The organism is Streptomyces cellostaticus (assembly GCF_023630175.1).
GTDB classification, from domain to species: Bacteria; Actinomycetota; Actinomycetes; order Streptomycetales; family Streptomycetaceae; genus Streptomyces; species Streptomyces cellostaticus_A.
In genome coordinates, this window is sequence record NZ_JALLIN010000004.1 from 110,810 (window position 1) to 133,089 (window position 22,280).

The 22,280-nt window shown below is 71.6% G+C and carries 23 protein-coding genes and 2 pseudogenes; 2 read left to right on the forward strand and 23 right to left on the reverse strand.

All coding sequences use genetic code 11. From position 1 onward, the window contains the following. Nucleotides 1-25 precede the first annotated feature (25 nt). From MXD57_RS03755 to rpsB, 5 genes are all read right to left on the reverse strand, one after another. Nucleotides 26-1,129, reverse strand: a complete 1,104-nt coding sequence (locus tag MXD57_RS03755; RefSeq protein ID WP_250399823.1) for a phosphatidate cytidylyltransferase — start codon at nucleotides 1,127-1,129, stop codon at nucleotides 26-28. Further along, a complete protein-coding gene (gene frr, locus MXD57_RS03760; protein WP_067041614.1) occupies nucleotides 1,129-1,686 on the reverse strand; it encodes a ribosome recycling factor in 558 nt (185 codons plus the stop codon). Before frr ends, MXD57_RS03755 begins: the two co-directional genes overlap by 1 nt. A 184-nt stretch (nucleotides 1,687-1,870) precedes the next feature. After that, a complete protein-coding gene (pyrH, locus tag MXD57_RS03765) occupies nucleotides 1,871-2,629 on the reverse strand; it encodes a UMP kinase (protein WP_250399824.1) in 759 nt (252 codons plus the stop codon). A 191-nt stretch (nucleotides 2,630-2,820) separates the two neighbouring features. After that, the gene (gene tsf, locus MXD57_RS03770) at nucleotides 2,821-3,657 is read right to left on the reverse strand and encodes a translation elongation factor Ts (protein WP_250399825.1); all 837 of its coding nucleotides are present in this window, start codon (nucleotides 3,655-3,657) and stop codon (nucleotides 2,821-2,823) included. Between the two features lie 173 nt (nucleotides 3,658-3,830). Continuing rightward, complete coding sequence (rpsB, locus tag MXD57_RS03775; protein ID WP_250399826.1) at nucleotides 3,831-4,775, reverse strand: 30S ribosomal protein S2; 945 nt, start codon at nucleotides 4,773-4,775, stop codon at nucleotides 3,831-3,833. Nucleotides 4,776-5,063: 288 nt separating this feature from the next. Here rpsB and MXD57_RS03780 point away from each other — a divergent pair. Further along, nucleotides 5,064-5,633 (forward strand): annotated as a pseudogene (locus MXD57_RS03780) (peptidoglycan DD-metalloendopeptidase family protein); the annotation flags it as partial. Nucleotides 5,634-5,770: 137 nt separating this feature from the next. Here the strand turns inward: MXD57_RS03780 and MXD57_RS03785 are convergent. The 17 genes and pseudogenes from MXD57_RS03785 to MXD57_RS03865 all read right to left on the reverse strand — a co-directional run bounded on the left by MXD57_RS03785 (nucleotide 5,771) and on the right by MXD57_RS03865 (nucleotide 18,879). Continuing rightward, a complete protein-coding gene (locus MXD57_RS03785) occupies nucleotides 5,771-6,328 on the reverse strand; it encodes a TetR/AcrR family transcriptional regulator (protein ID WP_250399905.1) in 558 nt (185 codons plus the stop codon). A 65-nt stretch (nucleotides 6,329-6,393) separates the two neighbouring features. Next, nucleotides 6,394-7,236 carry an RNA polymerase sigma factor WhiG gene (gene whiG, locus MXD57_RS03790; RefSeq protein ID WP_250399827.1) on the reverse strand — a complete coding sequence of 281 codons (843 nt, stop codon included), beginning with the start codon at nucleotides 7,234-7,236 and terminating at the stop codon, nucleotides 6,394-6,396. 348 nt (nucleotides 7,237-7,584) lie between these two features. Then, nucleotides 7,585-8,745 (reverse strand): DNA-processing protein DprA, encoded by a 1,161-nt coding sequence (gene dprA / locus MXD57_RS03795; protein ID WP_250399828.1) that lies wholly within the window; start codon nucleotides 8,743-8,745, stop codon nucleotides 7,585-7,587. After that, nucleotides 8,742-10,358, reverse strand: a complete 1,617-nt coding sequence (locus MXD57_RS03800; protein ID WP_250399829.1) for a YifB family Mg chelatase-like AAA ATPase — start codon at nucleotides 10,356-10,358, stop codon at nucleotides 8,742-8,744. Before MXD57_RS03800 ends, dprA begins: the two co-directional genes overlap by 4 nt. A 1-nt stretch (nucleotide 10,359) precedes the next feature. Then, nucleotides 10,360-10,755 (reverse strand): YraN family protein, encoded by a 396-nt coding sequence (locus MXD57_RS03805; protein WP_250399830.1) that lies wholly within the window; start codon nucleotides 10,753-10,755, stop codon nucleotides 10,360-10,362. Between the two features lie 85 nt (nucleotides 10,756-10,840). Then, a complete protein-coding gene (locus MXD57_RS03810; protein ID WP_003965949.1) occupies nucleotides 10,841-11,149 on the reverse strand; it encodes a DUF2469 domain-containing protein in 309 nt (102 codons plus the stop codon). A gap of 56 nt (nucleotides 11,150-11,205) precedes the next feature. Continuing rightward, complete coding sequence (locus MXD57_RS03815) at nucleotides 11,206-11,730, reverse strand: NUDIX hydrolase (protein WP_250399831.1); 525 nt, start codon at nucleotides 11,728-11,730, stop codon at nucleotides 11,206-11,208. Next, nucleotides 11,720-12,490 (reverse strand): signal peptidase I, encoded by a 771-nt coding sequence (lepB, locus tag MXD57_RS03820; protein ID WP_250399832.1) that lies wholly within the window; start codon nucleotides 12,488-12,490, stop codon nucleotides 11,720-11,722. Before lepB (MXD57_RS03820) ends, MXD57_RS03815 begins: the two co-directional genes overlap by 11 nt. A 111-nt stretch (nucleotides 12,491-12,601) precedes the next feature. After that, nucleotides 12,602-13,618 carry a signal peptidase I gene (gene lepB / locus MXD57_RS03825; protein WP_250399833.1) on the reverse strand — a complete coding sequence of 339 codons (1,017 nt, stop codon included), beginning with the start codon at nucleotides 13,616-13,618 and terminating at the stop codon, nucleotides 12,602-12,604. Next, nucleotides 13,509-14,603, reverse strand: a pseudogene (gene lepB, locus MXD57_RS03830) (signal peptidase I); the annotation flags it as partial. The pseudogene lepB (MXD57_RS03830) and the gene lepB (MXD57_RS03825), both read right to left, overlap by 110 nt. Further along, nucleotides 14,596-15,300: a signal peptidase I gene (gene lepB, locus MXD57_RS03835; protein ID WP_250399834.1), complete on the reverse strand. Its 705-nt coding sequence runs from the start codon at nucleotides 15,298-15,300 to the stop codon at nucleotides 14,596-14,598. The gene lepB (MXD57_RS03835) and the pseudogene lepB (MXD57_RS03830), both read right to left, overlap by 8 nt. Before the next feature lie 45 nt (nucleotides 15,301-15,345). After that, on the reverse strand, nucleotides 15,346-15,696 hold the full coding sequence (rplS, locus tag MXD57_RS03840) for a 50S ribosomal protein L19 (protein ID WP_250399835.1): 351 nt from the start codon (nucleotides 15,694-15,696) through the stop codon (nucleotides 15,346-15,348). 135 nt (nucleotides 15,697-15,831) lie between these two features. Next, a complete protein-coding gene (gene trmD / locus MXD57_RS03845; protein WP_250399836.1) occupies nucleotides 15,832-16,665 on the reverse strand; it encodes a tRNA (guanosine(37)-N1)-methyltransferase TrmD in 834 nt (277 codons plus the stop codon). Beyond that, on the reverse strand, nucleotides 16,662-17,207 hold the full coding sequence (gene rimM / locus MXD57_RS03850) for a ribosome maturation factor RimM (protein WP_250399837.1): 546 nt from the start codon (nucleotides 17,205-17,207) through the stop codon (nucleotides 16,662-16,664). The genes trmD and rimM overlap by 4 nt, the downstream gene beginning before the upstream one ends. 83 nt (nucleotides 17,208-17,290) lie before the next feature. After that, complete coding sequence (locus tag MXD57_RS03855) at nucleotides 17,291-17,530, reverse strand: RNA-binding protein (RefSeq protein WP_109381758.1); 240 nt, start codon at nucleotides 17,528-17,530, stop codon at nucleotides 17,291-17,293. A 5-nt stretch (nucleotides 17,531-17,535) separates the two neighbouring features. Continuing rightward, nucleotides 17,536-17,955, reverse strand: coding sequence for a 30S ribosomal protein S16 (gene rpsP / locus MXD57_RS03860; protein WP_250399838.1), 420 nt, complete (start codon nucleotides 17,953-17,955; stop codon nucleotides 17,536-17,538). Between the two features lie 327 nt (nucleotides 17,956-18,282). After that, nucleotides 18,283-18,879, reverse strand: coding sequence for a hypothetical protein (locus MXD57_RS03865; RefSeq protein ID WP_250399839.1), 597 nt, complete (start codon nucleotides 18,877-18,879; stop codon nucleotides 18,283-18,285). A gap of 525 nt (nucleotides 18,880-19,404) precedes the next feature. Between MXD57_RS03865 and MXD57_RS03870 the strand changes: the two genes are divergently transcribed. Then, entirely contained in the window at nucleotides 19,405-20,283 is an 879-nt protein-coding gene (locus MXD57_RS03870; RefSeq protein WP_250399840.1) for an SAM-dependent methyltransferase, read from the forward strand. Nucleotides 20,284-20,318: 35 nt separating this feature from the next. Here MXD57_RS03870 and ftsH read toward each other — a convergent pair whose 3' ends face one another. Continuing rightward, a complete protein-coding gene (gene ftsH / locus MXD57_RS03875; RefSeq protein ID WP_250399841.1) occupies nucleotides 20,319-22,256 on the reverse strand; it encodes an ATP-dependent zinc metalloprotease FtsH in 1,938 nt (645 codons plus the stop codon). Nucleotides 22,257-22,280: the final 24 nt, after the last annotated feature.

Sequence of the window (22,280 nt, forward strand, 5' to 3'; positions counted from 1 at the left end):
CGCCGCCGTATGCGCTCCGGGCGGCTCAGGCCGAACCGACGAACAGCACCAGGAGGAGCCAGACCACCGGCGCCGTCGGCAGCAGCGAGTCCAGGCGGTCCATGATGCCGCCGTGACCGGGGAGCAGGGTGCCCATGTCCTTGATGCCCAGGTCACGCTTGATCATGGATTCGCCGAGGTCCCCGAGGGTGGCGCTGGCGGCGACGGCGAAGCCGAGGACGAGGCCCTGCCACCAGCGGCCGTCGTCGATCAGGAACTGCATGCACAGCGCGCCCGCGACCATGGCGAACAGCACCGCGCCGAGCAGGCCCTCACGGGTCTTGCCGGGGCTGATCCGCGGGGCGAGCTTGGTCCTGCCGAAGCGCCAGCCGACGGCGTAGGCGCCGGTGTCGCTGACGACCGTCAGGAGCAGGAAGGTCAGCACCCGCCAGGGGCCGTCGTCGGCGGTGAGCATCATCGCGACGAACGTGGCCAGGAACGGCACGTAGAACGCGGCGAAGACACCGGCGGTGACGTCCCTGAGGTAGCCCTCCGGCGGTTCCGTCATGCGCCAGACCAGGACCGCGAGCGCGGTCAGCGCCATCGCGACCCACGCGCCCTGGGCACCGCGGACGTACCCGGCGACCACCATCGCCGCCCCGCCCACCGCGAGCGGCACCAGCGGGGCCGCGATGTCCTTGCGCTCCCGCAGCCTGCTGGTCAGTTCCCACAGCCCGACGACCACCGCGACCGCGACGACACCCACGAAGACGGCCTTGACGACGAACAGGGACGCGATGATCACCACACCGAGCCCGACACCGACGCCTATGGCGGCGCTCAGGTCGCGGCCCGCGCTCTTCTTCTGCGGCGCGGGCGCCGGCTGCGGGGCGTCGGGCATGGGCTCCGGATTCTGCGTCTCGTTGCGGAACAAGGGGCCGCTCAGACGAGCGGCCCCCCGATCGTCGTCCTGGTCTCCGCCATGCGCGGGTACGTCGGGCACGATGGGCATGGGGCGAGTCTGCTGCGCCTCAGGCGCATCGTACGCGGGACCCGCCGGGGCAGCCCCCTGGACAGGCCCACCCTCGGTGGGCCCCCAGTAGCCGGTCTGCCCCGCCGTTGGCGGCGCCCCCCAGGAAGAGTGGCTCATCAGACTTCGAGCAGCTCCGCTTCCTTGTGCTTCAGCAGCTCGTCCACCTGGGCGACGTACTTCGCGGTGGTGTCGTCGAGCTCCTTCTCCGCACGGCGGCCCTCGTCCTCACCGACCTCGCCGTCCTTGATCAGCTTGTCGATGGCGTCCTTGGCCTTGCGCCGCACCGAGCGGATCGACACCCGGGCGTCCTCCGCCTTGCCCTTGGCGACCTTGATGTAGTCGCGGCGGCGCTCCTCGGTGAGCTCGGGGAACACCACGCGGATGATGTTGCCGTCGTTGCTCGGGTTGACGCCCAGGTCGGAGTCCCGGATCGCCTGCTCGATGTTGCGCAGCGCGCTCTTGTCGAACGGGGTCACGACCGCCATGCGCGGCTCCGGCACGGAGAACGAAGCCAGCTGGTTGATCGGCGTCGGCGCGCCGTAGTAGTCGGCCACGATCTTGTTGAACATCGCCGGGTGCGCACGGCCGGTGCGGATCGCGGCGAAGTCCTCCTTGGCGACCACGACGGCCTTCTCCATCTTCTCCTCGGCCTCGAGGAGGGTCTCTTCGATCACCACTTGCTCCTGCGTGTCTTGAGTGAGGCCCGGCTGCTGTTCCTCTGTCGGGCGGCGGCCGGCTGCGTCGCGTCTTCTTCCTGCACGGTTCCCGACCGGCAGGACATTGTCCATCCCCCGGCCAGGGCGCGTCCCGTCCGTCCCCCGGACAGGTGTCGTACCCCGGGCTCCCGGGGTGTGCCGGTCAGTCCCGGCTGCCCTGGTCACCCACCAGCGTGCCGATCTTCTCACCCTTGACGGCCCGGGCGATATTGCCTTCGGCGAGCAGCTCGAACACGAGGATCGGCAGGCTGTTGTCGCGGCACAGGGTGATGGCGGTGGCGTCGGCGACCTTGAGGTCCCGGGTGATGACCTCGCCGTAGCCGAGGGCGTCGAACTTGACGGCGTCGGGGTTGGTCTTGGGGTCGGAGTCGTAGACACCGTCCACGCCGTTCTTGCCCATGAGCAGGGCCTCGGCGTCGATCTCCAGGGCGCGCTGGGCGGCGGTGGTGTCGGTGGAGAAGTACGGCATGCCCATTCCGGCGCCGAAGATGACCACGCGGCCCTTCTCCAGGTGGCGCACGGCGCGCAGCGGGATGTACGGCTCGGCGACCTGCCCCATGGTGATGGCGGTCTGCACCCGGCTGTCGATGCCCTCCTTCTCCAGGAAGTCCTGGAGGGCGAGGCAGTTCATCACGGTGCCGAGCATGCCCATGTAGTCGGAGCGGGCGCGGTCCATGCCGCGCTGCTGGAGTTCGGCGCCGCGGAAGAAGTTGCCGCCGCCGATGACGACCGCGACCTGCGCGCCGTCCCGGACGACGGCCGCGATCTCACGGGCGATCTTGTGCACCACGTCCGGGTCCACGCCCAGGCCCCCGCCACCGGAGAAGGCCTCTCCGGACAGCTTCAGCAGAAACCGGCCGCGCACTTTGCCGTCGTCGCTCTTCTGGGCCTTGGTGGTCATGGAGATCCCGCCTCTTTCACGTGTTGCACATACGAAGAAGGCCATTGCCGGTGGGGTCGCTTTTCGCTCCCTTGCGCGGCAATGGCCTCCTCGTCAGATCTGCTGCCGTCCGCCACATGCCCGGGTGTGGCGGTGTGCGCGGACGACTGCTGTCGACCCTATCCGGGTCGCGCGTCGATCGCGGTACGGACTCAGATGCCGACCTTGATGCGCGTGAAGCGCTTCAGGGTGACACCGGCCTCGTCCAGCACCTTCTGGACCGACTTCTTGTTGTCCAGCGCGTACGGCTGGCCGAGCAGCGTGGCGTCCTTGAAGAAGCCGTTGACGCGACCCTCGACGATCTTGGTGATCGCGGCCTCGGGCTTGCCCTCGGCGCGGGTGGTCTCCTCGGCGATGCGACGCTCGGACTCGACGACCTCGGCCGGCACGTCCTCCTTGGCGAGGTACTTCGGCGCGAAGGCGGCGATGTGCTGGGCGAGGCCCTTGGCGACCTCGGCGTTCGGCTTGTCCAGCTCGACCAGGACACCGATCTGCGGCGGCAGGTCGGGCATGGTGCGGTGCATGTAGGCGGTGACGTAGCCGTCGGAGAACCGCGCGAAACGGTCCAGGACGATCTTCTCGCCGAGGTTGGCGTTGGCCTCGTCCACGAACGCCTGGACGGTCTTGCCGGCCTCGATCTCGGAGGCGAGCAGCGCCTCGATGTCGGCCGGGGAGGTCTTCGCGACGTGCTCGGCGATGGTCCGGGCCACGGCCTGGAACTTGTCGCCCTTGGCCACGAAGTCCGTCTCGCACTTCAGCTCGACGATGACGCCGGAGGAGTTGTCGTCGGCGATGATGGAGACCACGGCGCCGTTCTCGGCGGAGCGGCCCTCGCGCTTGGCGACGCCCTTCTGGCCCTTGATGCGCAGCGCCTCGACGGCCTTGTCGACGTTGCCGTCGGCCTCGTCCAGCGCCTTCTTGCAGTCCATCATGCCGGCGCCGGTCAGCTCACGGAGCTTCTTGACGTCGGCGGCGGTGTAGTTCGCCATGAGTCTGTGAGTCTTTCTCGAAGTCTTCGGAGATCGGAGACGGGCACGGTCCGTGTTCCCATTCCAGCCATGGATCACGGACGGCGTGCCGACCTACGGGTGAACAGTGGGGGCGGACTCACCCGCGCCGCGGCGCGATGGATTCCGCTCCGCCCCCACTGCCGACGCTGACGTCAGGCCTGCTCGGCCTCGGCGGCCGGAGCGGCCTCGGCGGGCTTCTCGGCCTCCGCGGCCGGAGCGGCCTCAGCCGGCTTCTCGGCCTCAGCCGGCTTCTCGGCCTCAGCCGGCTTCTCGGCCTCGGCGGGCTTCTCGGCCTCGGCGGCCGGAGCGGCCTCGTCGGCCTTCTTCTCGCCCTCGAGCAGGTCGCGCTCCCACTCGGCGAGCGGCTCGCCCGCGGCCTTCTCGCCCTTGTCACCGGTGGCGACGCGAGAGCGGGAGATGAGGCCCTCGGCGACGGCGTCGGCGATCACGCGGGTGAGCAGGGTGACGGAGCGGATCGCGTCGTCGTTGCCCGGGATCTTGTAGTCGACCTCGTCGGGGTCGCAGTTGGTGTCGAGGATCGCGACGACCGGAATGTTCAGCTTCCGGGCCTCACCAACGGCGATGTGCTCCTTCTTGGTGTCCACGATCCAGACGGCGCTGGGCACCTTCTGCATCTCGCGGATACCACCGAGGGTCTTCTCCAGCTTGGCCTTCTCGCGGGAGAGGACCAGCAGCTCCTTCTTGGTGAGGCCGGAGGCGGCCACGTCCTCGAAGTCGATCTGCTCGAGCTCCTTGAGGCGCTGCAGACGCTTGTAGACGGTCGAGAAGTTGGTGAGCATGCCGCCCAGCCAGCGCTGGTTGACGTAGGGCATGCCGACGCGGGTGGCCTGCTCGGCGATGGCCTCCTGCGCCTGCTTCTTCGTGCCGACGAACATGACCGTGCCGCCGTGGGCCACGGTCTCCTTGACGAACTCGTAGGCGCGGTCGATGTACGACAGCGACTGGAGCAGGTCGATGATGTAGATGCCGTTGCGCTCGGTGAAGATGAAGCGCTTCATCTTCGGGTTCCAGCGACGGGTCTGGTGACCGAAGTGGACGCCGCTCTCCAGCAGCTCCCGCATCGTGACGACGGCCATGGCCGTATCTCCTTGAATTTCTCGGTTGTGCCGCGACGGCCGGCCGGCCGTCGCGCCTGACGCCCGCGCTGCGCCGGTGCCGCGAGGGACCGAGGGGCGCTGATACGGATCGTCCGACGGACACCGTCCGACGAGACCCGTACCCGGGCGTGCGAAGTCGACCCGGTGACCCGGATCGCCAGAAGAAGTGTACGGGACCGCCGGGGCACCGGGTGACGCCGCTGTCCACAAGCGGGGCGCCGTCCACAGTTCCCGGCCATGATCACGCGGGTGCGGGAGGGTTCCGGCATGCGACGAGTGATGCGGTGTGCGGGTGCGTGGGCGGGCCTGGTGCTCGGTCTCGCGGCACTCGTGCCCACCCCCCTGGCCTCAGCGGACACCCCGGCCCCCGTGCCCGCACCGCCCTCCCGGGCACCGGTTCCGGCCATCGCCCGCACCTGGCCGGTCGGGGTCCGGCCGGTGGTGGTACGGGGCTGGGAGCCACCGGCGACGGTGTACGGCCCCGGGCACCGGGGGGTGGACCTGGGCGCGCCCGCCGGTGCGCCGGTACGGGCGGTGGCACCCGGCCGGGTGTCCTTCGCGGGGCGGGTGGCGGGCCGCGGCGTGGTGTCGGTGGAACTGGCGGGGACGGACCTGCGCACGACGTACGAGCCGGTGACCGCGTCGGTGCGGAAGGGGGACGAGGTGAACGCGGGTGACGTGGTCGGCACGGTGGAGGCCGCACCCGCGCACTGCTCCACCACCTGCGTGCACTGGGGCCTGCTGGACGGCGAGACCTACCTGAACCCCCTGGCCCTGCTGCCGCCGTGGCTGCTGCGCGGGGGTCCCTCCCGGCTGCTCCCGGTGCTGGAGGTGCCCGCTCGGCACGACGGGACGGCGAGGCTCCCCGTGAGCCCGGCGAGCCGCCTCGCCCACCGGCGGCACGGCACCCCGGCGGGAGCACGGCACCCCTGGAGCAGGGGAGCACGGAGCGGCCCGGGCCCCGCGCGGGCCGCTCAGTCCAGGACCCCCCGCAGAGCCATCCGCACCGCGGCGTCCGTGATCCGCGCCGGCTCCTCCGCCGCACCCAGCTCGATCCGCCGCACGGCCGCGTCCACGACCCCCTGCAACAGCATCGCCGCCAGCCGGGGCTGCTCGTGCCCCAGCTCCGCGAGCGCCTCGACGACCATCGCGACCAGCCCCCCGTGAGCCGCGCGGATCTTCTCGCGCGCCCCCGCGTCCAGCTCACTCGCCGAGATCGCCACGACGGCCCGGTGCCGCCGGTCCCCGACCAGCGCGAGCTGCCGGCGCACGTACGCCTCGACCTTGCCCTCGGGCGTCGCCGCGCGCTCCATCGCCGCCTCGACCTCGGCCGCCCATACGGGGAAGTCGACCTCGCACAGCTCCTCGACCACGGCGGCCCGCGAGCGGAAGTACTCGTACACGGACGACCGCGCCAGGCCGGTCCGTTCGGCCAGCGCGGGAAAGGTCAGCGCGTCGGTCCCGCCGTCGGACAGCAGGGACCGGGCCGCGTCCAGCAGGGCGGCTCGCTGCATCGACCGGTGCTCGGCCACGGAGGCCGCTCGAATCCTTGGCACGTCGACCACTTTACGGACGCACGCCGGCGAACGGGAGCGACTCAGCGTCCGAAGCTCGCCAGCTTCGCCCTCAGCTGGAGCACCGACTTCGTGTGGATCTGGCTGACCCGGCTCTCGGTGACCCCTAGCACATTGCCGATCTCGGCGAGGGTGAGCCCCTCGTAGTAGTAGAGCGTGACGACGGTCTTCTCCCGCTCCGGCAAGGTGTTGATCGCACGGGCGAGGAAGCGCCGCAGCTCCCGGTCCTCGGCGACCTCCACCGGGTTGTCGGCGGCGGTGTCCTCCAGCGTGTCCATGAGGCTGAGCCGGTCTCCGCCGTCGCCACCCACGTGCAGCAGTTCCTCCAGGGCGACCACGTTGGCGAGCGACAACTGACTGAACACGGCATGCAGGTCGTCCACCTCCATGTCCAGCTCGGCGGCGACCTCCGCCTCCGTCGGGGTCCGCCGCAGCCGCGCCTCCAGGGTGGCGTAGGCCCGTTCGACGTTGCGCGCCTTCTGCCGGACGGACCGGGGGATCCAGTCCAGCGCCCGCAACTCGTCGATCATGGCGCCCCGGATCCGGGTGATCGCGTACGTCTCGAACTTGATCTCCCGGTCGAGGTCGAACTTCTCGATCGCGTCGATCAGTCCGAACACGCCCGAGGACACGAAGTCGGCCTGCTCCACGTTGGGCGGGAGCCCGACGCTGACCCGGCCCGCGACGTACTTGACCAGCGGCGAATAGTGCAGGATCAGTTGCTCCCGCAGCCGGTCGTCCCCCGTCGCCTTGTACGACCGCCACAGTTCGTCGAGCGTCGAGGGAGCGGGCGGCCGCACGCTGCCACCGTCGCGGGCGGCCGGTGGGACCGCCGCCCGGTCGGAGCCGGAGGTGTGCTGGGGCATTCGTCGCCTTGTGCCGTTCTGCCGAGAAGTGCCGTGATCTGCCGTGAAGTGCTGTGGGGTGGGACGGGGTGCGGATGTGATGCGCGGTGACCCGTCACGAGTGGCGCGGGGCACCCGGGCGAGCTGTCGGTCCTGTGTCGGGTCGGCGCGGGCTGCGCCGGACTTCGTGAGCGTAGCGTGACTGCGGAGTCGCGGTGTGCGAACAACGAGGCACCACCCCTGCGCGGAGCTCCTCCACCGGCCGCACCGGCAGCATCGGAGGCTCGCTCTGCGTGACCACTCGGATGCGCCAACTCCGTGGAATCCCAAGGGCTTAGGGCGTTCCCCCGGACGGCCGAACACGCAGGGTCAGCACGGAGCCGGGCCGCCCCGGGCCGAGATCAGCGCCTGGCGTGTCAACTTCCAGCCGTCGCCGTGTCGTTCGACGTATCCAAGTGCTCGGAGTTCGTACAGTCTCGCGATCGCCTGGTCCAAAGTGGTCGGCGCGCCGCGCGCGATCTCCCCGGCGCCGGCCGGGCGGTCGCCGGGCAGCGCGGCGAGGACGGCCCGCGCGGCCGGGTCCAGCAGGTCGCGCGGGAGGACCGGGCCGCGCCGCGGCGGCGCCAGCTCGCCCATGTCGCCCACGAGTTCGACGACGTCCGCGGCATCGGTGACCAGCGTGGCCCCGCCACGCAGCAGTTCGTGCGCTCCGGCGGAGAGAGAGCTGGTGACGGGCCCGGGCACCCCCATCGTGAACCTGCCGAGCCGCTCGGCCGCCCGCGCGGTGGCCAGCGAGCCGCTGCGGCAGGCGGCCTCCACGACGACGGTGCCCCGGGTCAGCGCCGCGATCACCCGGTTCCGCAGGATGAACCGGCTCGGCGTCGGGTGGTCGCCGGGCGGCAGCTCGCCCACCACCAGGCCCTGCTCCGCGATCCGGTCGATCAACGCGGTGTGCCCGCGGGGGTAGGGCCGGTCGACGCCGCAGGCCAGCACGGCGACGGTGGCCCCGCCGGCGGCGAGGGCGCCCCGGTGGGCGGCCCCGTCGATGCCGTAGGCCCCGCCGGACACGACCACCCATCCCCGCTCGGCCAGTCCGGCGGCGAGGGTGGCGGCCACATGCGTCCCGTACTCGGTGCAGGCGCGTGCCCCGACCACGGCGACGGAGCCCAGCGCCCACGTCCGCAGACTGGGTGCGCCGCGCACCCACAGGCCCGTGGGCCTGCCGTCGCCCAGGTCGTCGAGCGGGCCCGGCCACTCGATGTCGCCCGGGCACACGAACCGCACACCGGCGTTCCGCGCCTCCCGGAGGTCGCGCTCCGGTTCGGCCCGGGCGGCCCGCGCCACCAGGCCGGCCCACCGCTCACCGCTCACCCCCGGCGGCCGGCGCCCGCCGTCACGCAGCCGCCGGACCACCTCCGCCACCCCGAGCTCCCGCAGCCACCGCCCGCCGGCCTCGTCACCCGGCTCGATGACCCGGGTGAGCAAGACCCGCCCCAGCCGCTCCTCCCCGGCGTCCGCCCCCGCGCTCATGTGGGGACCCCGAGGGCCATGGGCACGCCCCGTGGGACACCGGTGCGCAACTGCAGGGCGAGGCGGACATCTCCGGCGTCCGGGCGGTCGTGGCCGGCGAGGTCGGCGACCGTCCAGGCGACGCGCAGCACCCGGTCGATGCCGCGGGCCGTGAGCACGCCCCGCTCGAGGCTGCGCTCGGCCTCGTCCATCGCGCCGCCGGCGGCGTGGAAGCGGCTGCGCAGCTCCCTTCCGGGCACCTCGCTGTTGGCACCCCAGGGAGTTCCGGCGAGGCGGGCCGAGGCCCGCTCCCGGGCCGCCCGGACCCGGGCGGCGACGGCCGCCGAGGACTCGCCGCGCGCCCCGCGTCCGGTGAGCTGGGCACGGGTGACCGCGTCGGCCTCGACCCGCAGGTCGACGCGGTCGAGCAGCGGGCCGGACAGCCGGGCCTGGTACCGGCGGATCGCCGACGGCGGGCAGTCGCACAGGGAGTCCCGCTGCGAGAAACGGCCGCACGGGCAGGGATTGGCCGCCAGGACCATCAGGAACCGTGCGGGGTACCGGACCACGCCCGCGCTGCGGGCGATCACCACGTGCCCGGACTCCAGCGGCTGGCGCAGGGCGTCCAGGGTCTGGCCGTGGAACTCGGGCGCCTCGTCCAGAAACAGGACGCCCCGGTGGGCCAGGGAGACGGCGCCGGGCCGTGCCACGCCCGGGCCGCCCCCGACCAGGGACTGCATCGTGGCCGAGTGGTGCGGGGCACAGTAGGGGGCGACCTCGACCAGCGGTTTGCCCGGGGGCAGCAGGCCGGCCACCGAGTGGACCGCCGTGACCTCCAGTGACTCCTGCCGGGTGAGCGGGGGCAGCACGGTCGGCAGCCGCTCGGCGAGCATCGTCTTGCCCGCGCCCGGCGGGCCCTCCAGGAACAGGTGGTGCCCGCCCGCGGCGGCCACCTCGACGGCCGTGCGCGCCGAGGTCTGCCCCACGACGTCGGCCAGGTCGTGGTCGGGCTGGGCGCCTCCGCCGCGCATCCCGGTGGCCGCCCCGGTGCCGGGCACGCGCAGACCCGCCAGCAGCGGGTCCGGGCGCCCCTGCCCGTCAGGCGCCTCCTCGGGTACGGGCTCGTCGGTGAGGACGGCGACCAGTTGCCGCAGGCTGCGGACGCCGAGCACGGACACTCCGGGGACCAGGGAGGCCTCGGCGGCGGCGCTCTCGGGTACGACCACCTGCTCGTACCCCGCGTCGGCGGCGGCGAGGACGGCGGGCAGGATGCCCCGCACCGGCCGCACCCTGCCGTCCAGTCCCAGCTCGCCGATCATCACGATCTCGGCGAGGACCCGTGGGTCGATCCGCTCGGCGGCACCGAGCACCGCGCAGGCGACGGCCAGGTCGAAGCCGGAGCCGGCCTTGGGCACGGACGCCGGGCTCAGTCCGACGGTGAGCTTCTTCTGCGGCCATTCCCCGCCCGAGTTCACCACCGCGGCCCGGACCCGGTCCCGGCTCTCCGTCAGGCTCTTGTCCGGCAGGCCCACCAGGGTGAAGGCCGCCACCCCGGGTTCCAGGTCGGCCTGCACCTCGACGAGCACGCCCTCGACGCCGACGAGGGCGACGGAGCACGTACGGGCGAACCCCATCTCAGGCCACCCCCCGGGCGTGCTCGACGGCCGGGGCTCCCCGGCGGGGCAGCAGCACCCCGACCAGGTCGATGCGGACGCCGCCCGGCGGGGCTCCGCCGTGGGCCTGGATCCAGCGTTCGGCGAGGCCGTGCAGGCGCCGTGCCTTCTCGGGTGTGAGGGCGGCCATCGGGTGCTGGAAGCCGCCCGCCCTGCGGGTCTTCACCTCGCAGACGACCAGGGTGTCCCCGTCCCGGGCCACGATGTCGATCTCTCCGGAACGACCGCAGCGCCAGTTGCGCCGCAGGATGGTCATCCCCGCCTCGGTCAGCCGCCGCGCTGCCAGATCCTCGCCGTACCTGCCGAGCCCACTGCGTGCCCTGCTCATGTCGGCACCACCTCCGGCACCCACGGTCACGCGGCACGGGAACAGAAGTGGATCTTGGTGGGCTACTGGCCGGTTGTGGAGAACCCCGTCACCCGTGCGACGGAACCGGGGGCGGTCAGCCGCCCGGCAGCTCCAGGTCGCTCTTGTTCAGCTCCTCGATGTTCACGTCCTTGAACGTGAGGACGCGCACCTGCTTCACGAACCGGGCCGGCCGGTACATGTCCCAGACCCAGGCGTCCGCCATCGAGACCTCGAAGAACACCTCACCCTGGACCGAGTGCACCTGCATCTCGTAGTCGTTGGTGAGGTAGAAGCGCCGCTCGGTCTCGATCACGTATTTGAACAGACCGACGACATCTCGATACTCCCGGTAGAGCTTCAGCTCCATCTCGGTCTCGTACTTCTCGAGGTCCTCGGCGCTCATGGCATGTTCCCCTTCAGCCGTGCGATCCCCCCATTGTGCGCCAGTCCGACGGGCCCTCAGACGATTTCCGTGTCCAGAGTCACGGGCCTGGCGGGGGGACCTTCGTCGAGCAGCGTGCGCAGCAGCCCGGCGAGTCTGGTCGGATACACCGTCTCATGTGCCCGGGTCAGTTCCCGGCACGTCCACCAGCGCGCTCCGGCGACACTGCGCCGCTCCAGTTCGGTCAGGCCCAGGGCCGTGACGGCCGTCTGGCTCGTGCGGGCCAGGTAGTACCACTCGTCCTGGTCCCAGCGCCGGCCGGCGAACGGGAAGGAGCAGCGCCGGCGCCACAGCACGGGGCCGAGGGCGACATCGGTGATGCCGGTCTCCTCGGCGAGTTCCCTCAGCGCGGCCTCTTCGCGCGTCTCGTCGCCCTCCAGACCGCCGCCCGGGGTGAACCACCAGTCGTCGGACGGGTCGTCCGGCTCGTGGCCGTGCAGCAGGAGGATGCGGTCGTCGGGGTCGAGCAGGACCACCCGGGCCACCCTGCGCGGTCCACCCCCGTGGCCGTTCTCGCCCGGCCGGGCGGTCTCAGCGGGCACCGGCCGGCCCCGGGCCGTTGCGCCCGCGGCCCAGTCGCTTGGCGACCGAGCCGTACGCGCCGCCGCCGAGGACCAGGACGGCGCCACCGACGATCATCAGCTCGATGGTCCTGAGCGGACCCGGCCGGGACAGGGCGCCCAGCGTCTGGAATCCGGTGGGCCGCTCGAGCATGCCGTCCATGGGCCAGACGACGGAGTCGACACGTGCGGAGACGGCGCCGCGCGCCACCGTGCCCTGCGCGGCGTCGGTGAGGTGGGCGGTGGAGTCCAGGGAGCCCTGGCGTTCGTCGCCGAGGAGGAACAGCCGGCCCTTGGGGACGGTGATGGCCGGGAAGTTCGTGATCTCGGCCGGGCTGCCCGCGGGCAGGTAGGGCTCGTCGATCTTCTTGCCGTTGACGGTGAGCCTGCCGTCCGTGCAGCAGGAGACGGTGTCGCCGCCCACCGCGACGACCCGCTTGACCACGTTGGCGTCGGTGATCCAGTTCTTGTCGCGGAAGACGACGACGTCGCCGCGGCGCACCTCGGTGCCGTCGACACGCTGGGCCAGCACCCGGTCACCGGCGTCGATGGTCGGCGCCATCGAGCTGGTCGGTACGGTGTACGGCCGGTAGACCACGGCACCCCAGGCGAAGCCGCCGAGGAACAGCACCAGGCCGAGCGCCATGGCCACCCCGGACAGCCGCTCCCCGAGCCGGCCGCCGCCGGCCGGTTCCGTGCCCCCGGTGCGCGGGGCCGTACGCGTGGTGCTCTCGCCGCTCATGGACCCGCACCCTACCTGCCGGTACCGAACGGGGGCAGCCCCTCTTTCAGGACCCTGGGAACAGCTTTCCCGGAGTTTCACAGAAGGGCCCCACTCGCATGGTGGGCGGGCTCAGCGCCTCCCCGTGGCCGCCGTGGCCTGGACGTCCGTCCGCAGCCGGCCCGCGCCGCGTCCGCGCCGCCGGACCGCCACCACCGGCAGCACGGCGGCCAGCGCCACGCCCTGCGGTGCCACGGTCAGGGACGCCGCCGCGGAGCTCTGCCGGCCGAGGCCGGGCTGGTCGAAGGTGTCCGGCACCGGCAGCGTGCCCCAGCGGTTGATGGGCCAGGCGCGCACGATGGCGCGGCCGACGACCTGGTCGACGGGGACCATGCCGTGGTGGCTGTCGGACTGGTTGTAGCGGGAGTCACGGGAGTTCTGGCGGTGGTCGCCCATCACCCAGATGTAGCCCTTGGGGACCTTCACCTTGAACTGGCCGCCCTGGTCGTCCAGGCTGCACGGCGTGTTGCCCGGGTAGACGTACGGCTCGTTCAGCGCCTTGCCGTTGACCGTCAGCGGGCCGGTCTTGTTGCACTCGATCGTGTCGCCGCCGACCCCGATCACCCGCTTGATGAGGTCCTTCTCCTCGGCGGACGGCATCAGGCCGATCCAGCTCAGGACCTTCTGCACCGGGTTCGGGTTGGGGGCGGGCTCGCCCGCCAGCCAGTTGTCCGGGTCGTGGAAGACGACGACCTCGCCGCGCTCGGGCTCGGAGCCGAACCACGGGGTGAGCTTGTCGACCAGGACGCGGTCACCGCGCTGGAGGGTGTTCTGCATCGAGTCCGAGGGAATCGAGAAGGCCTGCACCAGGAACGTCTTGATCAGCAGCGCGAGGACCAGCGCGATGCCGATCAGGATCGGCAGCTCCTTCCAGAACGAGCGCGGCTTCGCCGGCCGGTTCGCCGTCCCGTCCGCGCCTTCCGAGTCGCTCTGGAGCCGGTGCTCCTCGGGCCCGCCGTCCTCGGACGCCGAGAAGGAGTTCCCGGGCGTCACAGCGCCGTCCGGACCGGGGGCGTTCGCCTCCACGGGGTGCCCGCGGTGCTCTTCGCCGTCGTGTCCCGACCGTGCGCCTACCGCCACATCCCCCACGCCAACTCCTTACTCTCTGCCGCTGCCTGCGCCATCCACGATGCAGGCCCACCACTCCCATAACGAGCGGTAGTTCCGCAGGGGTCGGGAGGCGGGTCGTTCCGTTCGGATCGCCGTAGGCAACCCTATGCGACGACGGAGGGGCCGCGGTCGACCCCGACACGGAGTTGGCGACGCTTGCGAAGGTTTTAGGTTCGTCGAGGCTGGTCCAGTGGCCGATGGGCCAGCCGATCACCATCGCGCGGCCCACCACGGAGTCCTCGGAGACCGTGCCGCCGTACGGGGTGTCCTGGTGCGCGCGGGAGTCGGCGGAGTTGTCGCGGTGGTCGCCCATCACCCACAGCCGCCCCTGCGGAACGGTGATGTCGAAGGGCGTGACGGACGGCGCGCTGCCCGGATTCAGGTAGCCCGTCTCGCTGAGCGGGCTTCCGTTGACGGTGACCCGGCCCTGCGCGTCACAGCACTTGACATGGTCCCCGCCGACTCCGATGACCCGCTTGATCAGGTCCTTCTCGTTGTCGGAGGGCAGCAGGCCGATGAAGGTGAGGCCTTCCTTGAACTGTTTGACGACGATCGGGTCGTCCTTCTTCTGGGTGGTCTGCTCGTCGGCCAGCCAGCCGCCCGGGTCGTGGAACACGACGACGTCCCCGCGCTGCGGCTTCGAGCCGAACCACGGGGTGAGCTTGTCGACCAGGACCCGGTCCCCGATCCGGATCGTCTGCTCCATGGAGCCGGACGGGATCACGAAGGCCTGCACGAGGAACGTCTTGAGGACCAGGGCTATGAGGACCGCGACACCGACCAGAAGGGGGATCTCCCGAACGGCTGACCGCCTGCGCTTGCGCTTCACCTTGCGCTGGAGCTTGCGCCGCTCCGCGCGCGTGCGGCCGCCGCCCGTCCCGGGGCCGGTACGCCGGGTCCCGGTGGGCAGCAGGCTCTCGGCGGCGGTCGCCGGCGCTCCGCGCGGCTTGCCACGGTTACCCATGCGCGCCCTCCGCGGGTCCGGCCGCGGGCACGCGCGCGTAGGCCGTCGGCCGCGTCAGGTGCCGCCAGTGACCGTACGGCCAGGCGACCCAGTCGGCCCGGCCGATGACGTCGTCCACCGGGATCATGCCGCCGCCGGGCGAGCCCAGGTGGTCGCGCGAGTCGCTGGAGCGACTGCGGTGGTCCCCGAGCACGAACAGCCGGTCCGCGGGCACGGCGACGTCGAAGGGGACGCTGGAAGGGCTGTCCCCGGGATGGAGGAACGACGTCTCGTCGACCGGCCGGCCGTTCACCTCGAGCCTCCCCTCCTTGTCGCAGCAGACCACATGGTCTCCCCCTACCCCCACAACGCGCTTGATGTAGTCGGCGTCCCCGAAATACCCGGTTCCGTCGAAGACAACCACGTCACCGCGGAGCGGCTGGGCACCGAAACGGTACGCCAACTTATTTACGAGGACGCGGTCGCCGATCCTCAATCCCTGTTCCATCGATCCGCTCGGGATCTGGAACGGTCGCACCACGAACGCGTTGAGGACGAGCAGGAACACGAGGCAGACGAGGAGGGTGAGGGTGACCCGGCCGCCGGGCAGCCGCGCGGTGACGCGCGGCACCGACGCGAAACGCGACCGCCCCTCCGTCCCCGTGGTACCGGGTCGGGAGGAGCGGTCGCGCTGCGTCGGCTGTGCTTCGGTGTCCATCGGAGCCAGATGCTATCCGCCCCGACGCGACCGAAGGAAAAGCGCTCAGTTCTCGCGCTTCTCCTTGATCTTCGCGGCCTTGCCGCGCAGCTCGCGGAGGTAGTACAGCTTCGCGCGGCGCACGTCACCACGGGTGACCAGCTCGATCTTCTCGACGATCGGGGTGTGCACCGGGAAGGTGCGCTCGACGCCGACGGAGAACGAGACCTTGCGGACCGTGAAGGTCTCGCGGACACCGGAGCCCTGGCGACGGATCACAACGCCCTTGAACTGCTGCACACGGGAGCGGTTGCCCTCGATGACGCGGACGTGGACGTTGACGGTGTCACCCGGGCGGAAGGCGGGGAGGTCGCTGCGCAGCGACGCGGCGTCGACGGTGTCGAGCAGGTGAGACATTTCGTCTGCTTTCTTCGCTGATGCCACAGGTCATCAACGGGAACTAGGTTTCCAGGAGGACTGCCGTGCGGGTCGGTGCGGGCGTCGTGTCCCCCTGTGGCAGGGGCGCACGCCGGACGGACGCACAACAGCCGCCTATTCTTCCATGCCGTCGGCCCGGCGCCAAAACCGGCCGTACGGCTCCCCTTCGGGGTCCGGCTCCCAGCCCAGGATGGACAGCATCTCCCGGTCCTTCTTGTCGAAGGCCTCGGGGTCGCAGCGCTCCACCAGGTCGGGCCGGTGGGCCGTGGTGCGCCGCAGGGCCTCGTCGCGGCGCCAGCGGGCGATCCGGCCGTGGTGGCCGCTGAGCAGCGTCTCGGGGATGTCGCGGCCGCGCCAGACGGGCGGCTTGGTGTACACGGGGCCTTCGAGGAGGCCGGCCATCGCACCGGGCGCGAAGGAGTCGTCCCGGTGGGACTCGGCGTTGCCGAGGACGCCGGGCAGCAGCCGGGCCACGGCCTCGGTGACGACCAGGACGGCCGCCTCGCCGCCGGCGAGCACGTAGTCGCCGATGGAGACCTCGTGGACGGGCATCCGGGTCGCGTACTCGTCCATGACGCGCCGGTCGATGCCCTCGTAGCGGGCCGGTGCGAAGAGCAGCCAGGGGCGCTCGGAGAGTTCGACCGCGAGTTCCTGGGTGAAGGGGCGGCCGCTGGGGGTGGGCACGATCAGCGCGGGGGACCGGGCACCGGCCTCGTAGCCGTCGGCGAGCACCGTGTCGAGCGCGTCGCCCCAGGGCCCGGTCTTCATGACCATGCCGGGGCCGCCGCCGTAGGGCGTGTCGTCGACGGTGTTGTGCCGGTCGTACGTCCATCCGCGCAGGTCGTGCACGTGGACGTCGAGCTGCCCGCGCGCGCGTGCCTTGCCGACGAGGGAGACGTTCAGCGGCTCGAGGTACTCGGGGAAGATCGTGACGACGTCGAGTCTCATGCGTCCTCTTCCCGGGACGAGGCGATCTCGGCGGCGTCGTCGATCAGACCCGGCGGGGGCGTGATCACGGCCTTCTGCTCCTCGAGGTCGATCTCGGTGACGATCTCCTCCACGAAGGGGATCATCACCTCGCTGCCGTCCGGGCGCTCGACGATGAACAGGTCCTGGGAGGGCAGGTGGGAGATTTCGATGATCCGGCCCACCTCGGTGCCGTCCTCGGTGACCACGTCGAGGTCCATGAGCTGATGGTCGTAGTACTCGTCCTCGCCCTCGGGCATTTCCTCGGGGTCGATCTCGGCGATCAGCAGGGTGTTGCGCAGGGCCTCCGCGGCGTTGCGGTCGCCCACGCCCTCGAAGCGCAGCAGGAGGCGGCCGCTGTGCACCCGGCCGGTGGCGATGGTGAGCGGTCCGGCGGAGGCCGGGTCGGTGGCCAGAACGGCTCCCGGGGCGAGCCGCAGCTCCGGCTCGTCGGTACGTACCTCGACGGTGACCTCGCCCTTGATGCCGTGGGCGCGGCCGATCCGTGCGACTACCAGCTGCACTGTGCTTGATCTCCTGTCATACGACTACGGGCCGGGGACGGCCCAGTGGCCCTCCCCGGCCCGAGCCGGTGCTGCGATAAGCGTCAGCGGACGTGGTCCACGTCGACGAGGTCGACGCGGACACCGCGGCCGCCGATGGCGCCCACGACGGTGCGCAGAGCACGCGCGGTACGGCCGTTGCGGCCGATCACCTTGCCGAGGTCGTCGGGGTGGACCCGGACCTCGAGAACGCGCCCGCGGCGCAGGTCACGCGAGGCGACCCGCACATCGTCAGGGTTGTCGACGATGCCCTTCACGAGGTGCTCAAGCGCCTCTTCGAGCATGCTGCTCAGGCCTCGGTCGACTCGGACTCGGCAGCGGCCTCGTCCTTCTTCTCAGCCTTCTTCTTCTGGGTGATCGCCTCACCCTTGCCCTCGTCGTCACCGCCGAGGGACTCGAACGACGGGCGCGTCGACTTCGACTCGGCCACGAGCAGCGGCGCGGGAGCCGGCTCGCCCTTGAACTTCTGCCAGTCGCCGGTCTTCTTCAGGATGGCGAGAACGGGCTCGGTCGGCTGCGCGCCGACACCCAGCCAGTACGCCACGCGCTCGGCGTCCACCTCGATGACCGACGGGTTGTAGGTCGGGTGGTACTTGCCGATCTCCTCGATGGCCCGGCCGTCACGGCGGGTACGGGAGTCGGCGACGACGATGCGGTAGTGAGGCGAACGGATCTTGCCCAGACGCTTCAGCTTGATCTTGACTGCCACGGGAGTGGATTCTCCTGGTTTTGACGTGGTTGGGCACGGCGAGTTGCCGCGTGGGGTTGCGGTACCCGAATGCCCGATGGACGCGTCAGCCGGAGGAGAGAGGGGTCCTGTGCGGCTGTCGAGTACAGCTAGACATTGTGCCACACCCGTCGGGCCGCCCTCCGCCACGGGGTACGGACCGGACCAGGGCATGCCGGAGCGGCACCCGGCGCGGAGGGTGAGATCGCGTCGGGTGCGTCGCCCGGCACCGCCCGGCGCCCATCGGCGGCCACGCGGGGACGAGCCTGCTGCCGGCACCCACGAGATGCCGGTACGCGCGGCTCGCCGCTAGGCCGCTCCCACGACCTCCGGGATCCGGAACGGCTTGCCGCAGCCGCCGCACATGATGGGGGCCTGGGCCAGGACCGAGGGCACCACCCGGACGTTGCGGCCGCAGTCGCAGACCGCCTTGACCCGGACACCGCCGCCGGAGGAGCCGTGGCGGGCGGCGGGGCCGCGGAAGGTACGGGAGGTGTCGGCCGAGGTGGCCGCCAGGTGTGCCTTCAGGGCGCGCTGGAGGCGCTCGATGGTCGGACGGTAGCGCCGCTTCGCTTCCGGATTGAGCGTGACCAGCGAGAAGCCGCTGCTGGGATGCGGTTCCTCGGGGTGGTCAAGGCCCAGTTCCTCGGCGATGGCGAGGAAGCGGCGGTTGTGGTAGCGGCCGGCGCGGGAGGTGTCGCGGACACCTCGCGCGGCGGCGACGCCGTGGACGGCCTCGTGGAGCAGGCGCTCGAAGGAGAGTTCGTGACCGCACGCGGACGACGACTCCCCGATCAGGGACTCTGGCGCGGCAAGGTCCGGCAGCTCGGGGTGGTACCGCTGAATGTCGGCCCACGCCTGTGCCAGCTCTGCGGCGAGAACAGGTGGTGTCTGTGTCGTGCTCACGTAATGACAACGAGCGTGGGTGCCACTGTGTTCCTATTCCGGGGCATCCCAAATAATTTGCACTTACCCGTCAGTTGCCACTGATGCGTCCTGACGAGGGCGGGTGCGCTGATCTGCGGAGAAGCCTCGCAGCTCATACCAAGCCGGTGCGTAGCCCGACGTACGACGCGGCGTGCAAGCGGCGTCATGACGGTGGGCGGCGGATGCGCAAGATGTGATTCGGACGCTCTCGCCTGAGGCCGTCACCTCTGTCAGCGTCCGCGCGGGTCGTGACGTTACCGGGCGGGGCCGAACCCCTCGTCACCGGCCCGTTCCCCGCCGAAAGGGACACGGTACGGCCGCCCGGGTTGCGCGGATGTGAATTCTCGCCACTTGTGCGCTCAGTCCCCAAGCGGGGCCCCACGACCCCTGGACGGCATCGCGAGCCGGGAGTTACCTGACATAGGTGGAGGGTGCGAGCGATCGGCACGGGGGCCTCGCAATCGGGCACTGCGACGAACTGTCGGCGGATTGGGGCGCATACCTATGACACCTACGCTCGTGCGGGAGCACTTGTCACACCCGGGTTCGGCACCACCCGGCGTGAACCCGTGCGCACGCGCGCGTGACTGGTCCGAGATACAGGAGCGGATGCTGGTCCCGCTCTACGCGGCCGTCCACGAGCGGATCGAGGTGGGCCCGGCGACCCGGCTGCTGGGCCTGCGCTGCGGTTCCGGTCTCGCCCTGCTGATGGCCTCCTCCAGAGGGGCCGCCGTGACCGGTGTCGACTCCTGCCGCGAACTGCTCGCCCTCGCGCGCGAGCGCCTGTCGCCGGACGCCGCGCGCGGCGCGCACGCGCGTCCGGCCGGGGCGACGGTCGCGGGCGCCAGGCTCGTCGAGGACCTGCCGGGCGTCACGGCCGGCGCCCGGCCGCCCGCGTACACCCTGGTGACCGTCTTCGAGCCGATCGGCTGTCTGGCGGGCGACTCCGAGGGGGTCGGCAGCCTGCTGGCGGGCGCGCTTCCGCTGGCCGCCCGCGGGGCGGCCGTGGTGCTGACCGGCTGGGGCCCGCCGGAGCGCTGCGCCACCTCCTCGGTGCTGCGGGTGGCGACGAAGCTCGCCGATCCGCTGCGCAGCCCGGGAAGCTGGCGGCCCGCCCGCCGGGACGACCTGGAGGAGGTCGCCCAGCGGGCCGGGCTGAAGCCGGACGGCTCGGGACGGGTGGCCTGCCCGTTCGGGTACGCCGACGCCGCCAGCGCCGTTCGCGGCCTGCTGTCGACCGGACTCTTCGACGCGGCGATCGCGGCCACCGACGGCAAGCAGGTGGACAAGGAACTGACGGAGGCGCTGCACCCCTACCGGCGCGCCGACGGGACGGTGTGGATGCCGAACGTCTTCCGCTACCTGGTCGCCCGCGTGCCGTAACGAACGACGCGTCCCCGGACACCGCGGGGAGGCCCTCAGGCCTCCGCGTCCTTGGTCAGGCGGGTGATGCCGGCGATCCGGTAGGCGTCCGCCTCCTCCAGCGTCTCGTTCTCCAGCAGCGCGTGTGCCAGTGCGTCCAGTCGGCCGCGGTGGTCCCGCAGCTTCTGGCGCGCCTCCTCGTAGCACTCGTCGACGATCCGGCGCATCTCGGCGTCGATCACGTCGAGGGTCTGCGGGGCGGCCGACAGTCCGTACGCCTGCTGGGCGTCGCTGGGGAGCGCGGAGAACCGGCCCACGCGCTCGCTCATGCCCCAGCGGGCCACCATCCCGCGCGCGATGTTGGTGACCTGCTCGAGGTCGCTCTCCGCGCCGGTGGTGACGACTCCGTACACGACCTCCTCCGCGGCCATGCCGCCGAGCGCCCCGATGATGCGGCCGCGCAGATAGCCCTCCGAATGCGCGTACCGCTCCACCTCGGGCGTGGACATGGTCACCCCGAGCGCCCGGCCGCGCGGCACGATGGTGATCTTGCGGACCGGGTCGGCACCGGTCTGCAGCATGCCGAGCAGGGCGTGGCCGCTCTCGTGGTAGGCGGTGCGGCGGCGGTCCTCCTCGGGCATCACCAGGGTGCGCTCGGCGCCGAGCTGCACCTTCTCCAGCGCCTCGGACAGGTCCGCCCGCGTCACCCGGTCCTGCTTCGCCTTGACCGCGAGCAGCGCGGCCTCGTTGGCGAGATTGGCCAGATCCGCACCCGTCATACCCGGCGTCACCCGCGCCAGCTGGGCGAGGTCCACGTCGCCGGCGAGCGGCATCTGACGGGTGTGGATCCGCAGGATCGCCTCGCGCCCGCCCCGGTCCGGGGGGGACACGCTGACCACCCGGTCGAAGCGGCCGGGCCGGGTCAGCGCCGGGTCGAGGATGTCCGCGCGGTTGGTCGCCGCGATGACGATCACGCCCTCGGAGCCGGAGAAGCCGTCCATCTCGGTGAGGATCTGGTTCAGGGTCTGCTCGCGCTCGTCGTGGCCGCTCATCGAGGCGCCACCGCCGCGCACCCGTCCGATGGTGTCGATCTCGTCGATGAAGATGATCGACGGCGCCACCTTGCGGGCCTCGGCGAACAGCTCACGGACCCGGGACGCGCCGACACCGACGATCATCTCGATGAACTCGGACGCCGAGGCCGAGAAGAACGGCACGCCGGCCTCGCCCGCGACCGCGCGCGCGAGCAGCGTCTTCCCGGTGCCCGGGGACCCCGCGAGCAGGACTCCGCGGGGCAGCTTGGCACCCATCCTGCGGTAGGTGTCGGGGTACTTGAGGAAGTCCACGACGTCGTCGAGCTCGCCCTTGACCTCGTCGATGCCGGCCACGTCGGCGAAGGTGGTGCGCCCCGTGCCGGGCCGCAGCTCGACCGGTCTGGGTGGCGTCTTGCGCCCGAACATGCCGCCCGCGCCGCCCAGCCCCGAGCCGACCCGCCGGGCGATGAAGATCCACACCGCGACCAGCAGCACGATCGGGATCAGCGAGATCAGCAGGTTGGAGAGAAGTCCGCGCTCCTGGACGACCGGACGCGCCGTCACCGTGACGCCGTGGCTGCTCAGGTCCTGCCACAGCTTGTCCTCGGCGAAGGCGGGCCGCTGCGTATGGAACTTGGTGTAGTCGCCGCCGCCGTCGGGGTTGGCCCGGGGGCTCTTGAGCTGGCCCTGGATCGCGTCGCCCTTGGAGTAGATCTTGGCGACGTTCCCGGCGCCGACCTCCCGGCTGAACTCCGTGTAGGAGATCGTCGGCTCGGTGCCCCGGCCCAGGTAGTTCAGTCCGACGTAGGCCAGCAGGAAGACGATCACCGCGGTGACGAGCAGGCCCCACCATTTGCCGCCGCGCAGTCCGCCGCCGGCCCCCCGGCGCTTCTCGTCCGGCGTGCCCTCGGCGCGCCACGGCTGGTCAGGGGCTTTGCGGGGTGGCGCCGCATTGCTCATACCTGGACGTTACGGCACCACGCC

Coding starts and splice junctions, on each gene's coding strand:
- MXD57_RS03755 (WP_250399823.1), bottom strand. CDS start 1,129: ATGAGCCACTCTTCCTGGGGGGCGCCGCCAACGGCGGGGCAGACCGGC.
- tsf (WP_250399825.1), bottom strand. CDS start 3,657: ATGGCGAACTACACCGCCGCCGACGTCAAGAAGCTCCGTGAGCTGACC.
- pyrH (WP_250399824.1), bottom strand. CDS start 2,629: ATGACCACCAAGGCCCAGAAGAGCGACGACGGCAAAGTGCGCGGCCGG.
- rpsB (WP_250399826.1), bottom strand. CDS start 4,775: ATGGCCGTCGTCACGATGCGGGAGCTGCTGGAGAGCGGCGTCCACTTC.
- rplS (WP_250399835.1), bottom strand. CDS start 15,696: ATGTCTCACCTGCTCGACACCGTCGACGCCGCGTCGCTGCGCAGCGAC.
- lepB (WP_250399834.1), bottom strand. CDS start 15,300: ATGGACACCGAAGCACAGCCGACGCAGCGCGACCGCTCCTCCCGACCC.
- ftsH (WP_250399841.1), bottom strand. CDS start 22,256: ATGAGCAATGCGGCGCCACCCCGCAAAGCCCCTGACCAGCCGTGGCGC.
- whiG (WP_250399827.1), bottom strand. CDS start 7,236: ATGCCCCAGCACACCTCCGGCTCCGACCGGGCGGCGGTCCCACCGGCC.
- MXD57_RS03810 (WP_003965949.1), bottom strand. CDS start 11,149: ATGAGCGCCGAGGACCTCGAGAAGTACGAGACCGAGATGGAGCTGAAG.
- dprA (WP_250399828.1), bottom strand. CDS start 8,745: ATGAGCGCGGGGGCGGACGCCGGGGAGGAGCGGCTGGGGCGGGTCTTG.
- MXD57_RS03855 (WP_109381758.1), bottom strand. CDS start 17,530: ATGCTCGAAGAGGCGCTTGAGCACCTCGTGAAGGGCATCGTCGACAAC.
- MXD57_RS03870 (WP_250399840.1), top strand. CDS start 19,405: ATGACACCTACGCTCGTGCGGGAGCACTTGTCACACCCGGGTTCGGCA.
- MXD57_RS03800 (WP_250399829.1), bottom strand. CDS start 10,358: ATGGGGTTCGCCCGTACGTGCTCCGTCGCCCTCGTCGGCGTCGAGGGC.
- lepB (WP_250399832.1), bottom strand. CDS start 12,490: ATGAGCGGCGAGAGCACCACGCGTACGGCCCCGCGCACCGGGGGCACG.
- trmD (WP_250399836.1), bottom strand. CDS start 16,665: ATGAGACTCGACGTCGTCACGATCTTCCCCGAGTACCTCGAGCCGCTG.